The organism is Actinomycetospora sp. (assembly GCF_055612215.1).
In genome coordinates this window covers 1-6,854 of sequence record NZ_JBVPVA010001110.1, presented here as the reverse complement: position 1 = coordinate 6,854, position 6,854 = coordinate 1, and the positions used below count along the sequence as shown (strand labels likewise).

Annotated in this window: 5 protein-coding genes; all 5 read left to right on the top strand. The window is 74.1% G+C overall.

Annotated features, from left to right (window positions below; genetic code table 11):
- Window positions 1-2,665: formate dehydrogenase (fdh, locus tag AC0CYZ_RS29950; RefSeq protein ID WP_472221756.1), on the top strand; the 2,665-nt coding region annotated here is incomplete at its 5' end.
- On the top strand, window positions 2,665-3,747 hold the full coding sequence (locus tag AC0CYZ_RS29945; RefSeq protein ID WP_472221755.1) for a 4Fe-4S dicluster domain-containing protein: 1,083 nt from the start codon (window positions 2,665-2,667) through the stop codon (window positions 3,745-3,747). The genes fdh and AC0CYZ_RS29945, both read left to right, overlap by 1 nt.
- The gene (nrfD, locus tag AC0CYZ_RS29940; RefSeq protein WP_472221754.1) at window positions 3,744-4,823 is read left to right on the top strand and encodes an NrfD/PsrC family molybdoenzyme membrane anchor subunit; all 1,080 of its coding nucleotides are present in this window, start codon (window positions 3,744-3,746) and stop codon (window positions 4,821-4,823) included. The genes AC0CYZ_RS29945 and nrfD overlap by 4 nt, the downstream gene beginning before the upstream one ends.
- Before the next feature lie 301 nt (window positions 4,824-5,124).
- A complete protein-coding gene (gene selA, locus AC0CYZ_RS29935) occupies window positions 5,125-6,456 on the top strand; it encodes an L-seryl-tRNA(Sec) selenium transferase (protein WP_472221753.1) in 1,332 nt (443 codons plus the stop codon).
- Window positions 6,453-6,854, top strand: a 402-nt coding sequence (locus tag AC0CYZ_RS29930; protein ID WP_472221752.1) for a GTP-binding protein, incomplete at its 3' end; no start/stop codon positions are given. The genes selA and AC0CYZ_RS29930, both read left to right, overlap by 4 nt.

Below are 6,854 nucleotides of genomic sequence, written 5' to 3'. Positions count from 1 at the left end.
CAGCGCCACCGTCCCCGGTCTGGGGACCAGCTTCGGCCGCGGAGGGGCCTCGAACTTCCAGCAGGACCTGATCCACTCGGACTGCATCGTCATCGAGGGATCGAACATGGCGGAGGCCCACCCGGTGGGCTTCCAGTGGGTCATGGAGGCGAAGCGCCGCGGCGCCAAGATCATCCACGTCGACCCGCGCTTCACCCGCACCTCGGCGGTCGCGGACATGCACGTGCCGTTCCGCGCGGGCGCCGACATCGCCTTCCTGGGCGGGCTGATCAGCTACGTGCTGGAGAACGGCCTCGACTTCCGGGAGTACGTCGAGACCTTCACCAACGCCGCCGACATCGTCGGTGAGGACTTCGCCGACACCGAGGACATGGCCGGGCTCTTCTCGGGCTTCAACGCCGAGACCGGGCGCTACGACCCCATCTCCTGGCAGCTCGAGGGCGGCGTCTACGAGGCGCCCGCGGCGGGTCAACGCGACCACTGGGAGTCCCAGCTCCGCGAGCACCACGCGGCGATGGCCTCCGACAGCGCGGGCGGGGTGGGCGACGCGGCGAACGCGACCGGGGCGCCGCAGCGCGACGAGACGCTGCAGCACCCCCGGTGCGTCTACCAGGTGCTGCGCCGCCACTACGCGCGCTACACGCCGGAAGCCGTCTCGCAGGTCTGCGGGATGGGCGTCGAGCAGTTCCTCGAGGTGGCGCGGGCCATCACGGAGAACTCGGGGCGCGACCGGACGACGGCGTGGGTGTACTCGGTGGGCTGGACGCACCACAGCGTCGGGGCGCAGTACATCCGCGGCGCCGCGATCCTGCAGACCCTGCTCGGCAACATGGGCCGCCCCGGCGGCGGCATCCTCGCGCTGCGCGGGCACGCCTCGATCCAGGGCTCCACGGACATCCCGACGCTCTACGACCTGCTGCCGGGCTACATCCCGATGCCCAACGCGCACCTGCACGAGGACCTGCGCTCGTTCCTCGACGCCGACGCGGCGAAGACGGGGTTCTGGGGCCGGATGGACACCTACATGGTGAGCCTGCTCAAGGCCTGGTGGGGCGACGCGGCGACCGAGGAGAACGACTTCGCGTTCGACTACCTGCCGCGCCTGACCGGCGACCACGGCACGTACGGGATCGTGCGGGACCAGATCGACAAGAAGACCTTCGGGTACTTCGTCGTCGGCGAGAACCCGGCGATCGGGCACGCCAACGGCAAGATGCAGCGCCTCGGCCTGGCCAACCTGGACTGGCTGGTCGTCCGGGACATGCAGATGATCGAGACGGCCACGTTCTGGAAGGACGGGCCCGAGATCGAGACCGGGGAGATGGTCACCGAGGAGATCGGCACCGAGGTCTTCTTCCTGCCCTGCGCCAACCACACCGAGAAGGCCGGGACGTTCACGAACACCCAGCGGCTGCTGCAGTGGCGCCGCGAGGCGGTGCACCCGCCGGGCGACGCCCGCTCGGAGCTGCACTTCTACTTCCACCTGGGCAAGAAGATCCGGGAGAAGCTGGCGGGCTCGACCGACGAGCGCGACCGGCCGCTGCTCGACCTGACGTGGGACTACCCGACGTTCGGCATGCACGAAGAGCCGGACCCGGAGCACGTGCTCGGGGAGATCAACGGCTACGACGCCGACGGCACGCCGCTCTCGAGCTACACCCAGCTCAAGGCCGACGGCTCGACGACGGCCGGGTGCTGGATCTACACCGGGGTCTACGCGGACGGCGTCAACCAGGCCGACCGGCGCAAGCCCGGCTCCGAGCAGGACTGGGTGGCCGCGGAGTGGGGCTGGGCGTGGCCGGCGAACCGCCGGACGCTCTACAACCGCGCCTCCGCCGACAAGGACGGGAAGCCCTGGAGCGAGCGCAAGGCCTACGTCTGGTGGGACTCCGAGCAGGAGAGGTGGACCGGCCACGACGTCCCCGACTTCGAGGCCACGAAGCCCCCGTCCTACGTGCCCGCGGAGGGCGCGACGGCGGAGGACGCGCTCTCGGGCACCGACGCGTTCATCATGCAGACCGACGGCAAGGCGTGGCTGTACGCGCCGGCCGGACTGGCGGACGGGCCGATGCCCACGCACTACGAGCCGGTCGAGTCCCCCGTGGCCAACCTGCTGCACGACCAGCAGGACAACCCGGCGCTCGAGCGGATCGACCGGGCGTGGAACCGCATCAACCCCTCGCAGAGCGAGGTCTATCCGTACGCCTTCATCACCTACCGGCTCACCGAGCACCACACCGCGGGCGGCATGAGCCGCACGCTTCCCTACCTCTCGGAACTCCAGCCGGAGTTCTTCTGCGAGGTCTCCCCCGCGCTGGCCCGCGAGCGCGGGCTGGACCACCTGGGGTGGGCGACCCTGATCTCGGCACGGACCGCGATCGAGGCGCGTGTGGTGGTCACCGAGCGCATGAAGCCGCTGCGGATCGGGGACCAGACCGTCCACCAGATCGGCCTGCCCTACCACTGGGGGTCCAACGGTCTCTCGACCGGCGACCCCGCGAACGACCTGCTGGGAGTGGTGATGGACCCGAACGTCCACATCCAGGAGTCGAAGGTGGCCACCTGCGACATCCAGCCGGGCCGGCGTCCGCGCGGCCCGGCGCTCCTCGAGTTCGTGGAGCAGTACCGCCGCAAGGCCGGGGTCGAGCCGGGAGGGAACGTCTGATGACGTCGGTCTGGAACGCCTTCGGGGGGAAGGACGACGCGCTCTACGGCCCGTTGCCCGACCCCGCCGCCGACGCGGGGTTCGACGCGGGGCACCCGAAGCGGGTCGGGTTCTTCACCGACACCTCGGTCTGCATCGGCTGCAAGGCCTGCGAGGTCGCGTGCAAGGAGTGGAACCTCGTCCCCGACGACGGGACGGACGCCTCGGACCTCTACCGCCTCACCGGCATGTCCTACGACAACACCGGTGACCTCGGCGCCTCCACCTGGCGGCACGTGGCGTTCATCGAGGACGTCCGCCCGCACGGGTCGGCCACGCTCGCGCACGGCGGCACCCCGACCACGGGTCACCTGCCCGCCGGGCTGCCCGCGGTGTCGGGCGGGCCGGTGCCGGGCGCCCCGCGCGACACCGCGACCGCGCCGCCCACGGCGGACGGGTCGCCGGGGACGATCGACCTGCTGTCGCTGCTGCCCGACAGCGGCGCCCACGGCCAGCAGACCCCCGACGACGAGCGCGACGTGCGGTGGCTGATGGCCTCCGACGTCTGCAAGCACTGCACCCACGCCGGCTGCCTCGACAACTGCCCGACGGGGGCGCTGTTCCGGACCGAGTTCGGCACCGTCGTCGTGCAGGACGACATCTGCAACGGCTGCGGCTACTGCGTGCCCTCGTGCCCCTACGGCGTCATCGACGTCCGCGAGGCCGACGGGGGCGCGCACAAGTGCACGCTCTGCTACGACCGCCTCGGCAGCGGGCTCGAGCCGGCGTGCGCGAAGGCGTGCCCCACGAAGTCCATCCAGTTCGGCGACCTCGACGAGCTGCAGGCCACCGCCGACGCGCGCCTGGCCGAGCTGCACGGGCTCGGCGTCGCCGAGGCCCGGCTCTACGGGCGCGACGAGGACGACGGCGTCGGCGGCGACGGGGCCTTCTTCCTGCTGCTCGACGAGCCCGAGGTCTACGGGCTGCCGCCGGACCCGATCGTCACCACGCGCGACCTGCCCGAGATGTGGCGGAACGCCGCGCTCACCGCGCTCGGCCTGGGGGCCGCCGCGGTGGCCACCTTCTGGAGGGCACGGCGATGACCGAGGACCTCAACCCGCAGATGCCCGAGCGGCACGTCCTCGACCGTGACCAGGTGAAGCCGCGCCGGGGCCGGGGCCGCAAGGGCGAGCAGCTGATGGTCCCGGAGGCCGAGTTCCGGTCCTACTACGGCCGCCCGATCATCAAGGCTCCGGTGTGGAAGAACCCGGACGTCCCGCTGTACCTGTTCCTCGGCGGGCTCGCCGGGTCGTCGTCGGTGCTGGCCGCGATGGCCCGGGCCACCGGGCGGCCGAGCCTGCGCCGGGCCGGTCGGATGGCCGCGGTGGGCGGGGCCGTGGGCGGCACGGTGTTCCTGATCCACGACCTGCACCGGCCGACGCGCTTCCTGCACATGCTGCGGGTGCTCAAGCCGACCTCGCCGCTCTCCGTCGGCACCTGGATCCTCTCCCCCTTCGCGACGTTCGCCGCCGCGACGGCCGCGTCGGAGGTCTGGGGCTGGGTGCGGGGCAGGCGCGACGAGGACTGGATCGAGCGGGCCGGGGACGTCACCGGCGTCGCGGCCGCCGCGATCGGGCCGGCGCTGGCGACCTACACCGCGGTGCTGTTCTCGAACACCGCGGTGCCGACCTGGCACGAGGCGCACCGCCACCTCCCGGTGCTGTTCGGCTCGAGCGCCGCGGCCGCCGGGGGCGGGTTCGCGCTGGTCTTCGCCGCGGTCGAGGACAACGAGCCCGCGGCGCGCCTCGGCGCCCTCGGCGCCGTCGTCGAGCTCGCGACCGACCAGAAGATGACCCACGACCTCGGCCTGCTCGCCGACGTCTACGAGAAGGGCCGGGCCAAGACGCTGATGACGGCGTCGAAGGCGTGCCTGGCCGCGGGCGCGGTGGGCGCGGTCGTCGGCCGGAAGCGCCGGTGGTCGTCGGTGCTCTCCGGGCTGGCGCTGCTCGCGGGATCGGCGCTGACCCGGTTCGCGGTGTTCGACGCCGGGATCGCGTCGGCGAACGACCCGGCGCACATCGTGATCCCGCAGCGGGAACGGATCCGTCGCCGCGAGGAGGCCGTGCAGCCGGGCACGACGCCGCCGGACCGCCACTACGTGCCGGCCGCCGGGTCCTAGACGGCGGCGGCCCCGCGCCGCCGGGAGCGAACGGGCCGTTCGTGACCTTCGATGGTGACGAACCGGCCGTTCGTGCCGGTCGGGGCCGGAGGGGCGCGCCCACGAGATCGTCACACGCACGGGTGCGCGGTGGTCACGACGCGGACGCAGACTCGTCGTCCGTGACGACCTCCGCTCATGGTGCGGCGGGTCTTCCCGCGCGGGTTGCCGGCTCGGGTCACCGCGGTGATGGTCGGGGCCGGGCTCGCGTCGGCGGCGGTCGCCGCGCTCGCCGGGGCCTGACGGTGGGACGCTGGACCCCATGACGCGGACGGCGGCGCGCACCGACGGCACCGACGACCCCCGCCGTCGGGTGCCGCGGACCGACGCGGTGCTCACCGACCCGCGCGTGGCGCCCGCGTCGCAGCGGCTGGGGCGCCCGCGGGTCAAGGAGGCGGTCGTCGCCGCCCAGGCCCGGGCCCGCGCGGGCGAGATCGCGCCGGTGGCCGTCGTCGATGAGGTCCTCGCGACGCTGCCCGAGCTTGCGGCGAGCCTGCGTCCGGTGATCAACGCCAGCGGGGTGCTCCTGCACACCAACCTCGGGCGGGCGCCGCTCTCGGCCGCCGCCCGCGACGCCCTCGCCGCCGCCGCGGGGACCACGGACGTCGAGCGCGACCTCGCGACCGGCGAGCGGGGCCGCCGCGGGGCGGGGGCGCTGGACGCGCTGGCGGCGGCGGTGCCCGACGCGGGCGGGGTGCACGTCGCGAACAACGGGGCGGCCGCCCTCGTCCTCGCGGCCACCGCGCTGGCCGCCGGGCGGGAGATCGTCATCGCCCGGGGCGAGATGGTCGAGATCGGCGACGGGTTCCGGCTGCCGGACCTGCTGGTGTCCACGGGCGCGCGGCTGCGCGAGGTCGGCACCACGAACCGCGTGCACCGCCGCGACTACGCCGACGCCGTGGGCCCGGACACCGGGATGATCCTCAAGGTCCACCCGTCGAACTTCCTGGTCACCGGGTTCACCTCGTCGGTGCCCACCGCCGAGCTCACCGGGCTCGGGGCGCCCGTCGTCGTCGACATCGGGTCGGGCCTGCTCGCGCCCGACCCGGTGCTGCCCGACGAGCCCGACGCCGCCACCGCGCTGCGCGCCGGCGCGGACCTGGTGACGGCCTCGGGCGACAAGCTGCTCGGCGGCCCGCAGGCGGGCCTGCTGCTGGGCACCGCGGAGCTGGTGCACCGGCTGCGCCGCCACCCGCTCGCCCGGGCGCTGCGCGTGGACAAGCTGACCCTCGCCGCGCTCGAGGCCACGCTGCGGGGGCCGGAGCCGCCGGCGCGCGCGATGCTGCACGCCCCGACGTCGGCGCTGCGGGCCCGGGCGGAGGCGCTCGCCGCGGAGCTGGGCGTGGAGGCCGTCGAGTGCGCCGCGGCCGTCGGCGGCGGCGGCGCCCCCGGTGTGGAGCTGGCGAGCGCCGGGCTCGCGCTGCCCGTCGACGCGGCGGCGGCGCTGCGTGCGGGACGCGACCCGGTCGTGGCGCGGGTGGAGCACGGCCGCTGTGTGGTCGACCTGCGCTCGGTGGACCCGGCCGACGACGCCCGCCTCGCCGCGGCGATCCGGGCGGTGGGTGGCGGCCCCGCGAGGACGATGACGCCGTGAAGGTGGTCGCGACGGCGGGCCACGTCGACCACGGCAAGTCGACGCTGATCCGCGCGCTCACCGGGATGGAGCCCGACCGGTGGGCCGAGGAGCGGCGCCGCGGGATGACGATCGACCTCGGCTTCGCGTGGACGAGCCTGGGTGACGAGACCGTCGCGTTCGTCGACGTGCCCGGTCACGAGCGCTTCGTGACCCAGATGCTCGCCGGGGTCGGGCCGGTGCCGGCGACGATGTTCGTCGTCGCCGCCGACGAGGGCTGGATGCCGCAGTCCGGGGAGCACCTCGACGCGCTGCACGCGCTCGGCGTGCGGGACGGCGTCCTCGTCGTGACCCGCTCCGACCTCGCCGACCCCGAGCTCGCGCGCGACGAGGCCCTGGAGCACCTGGCCGAGTCGAGC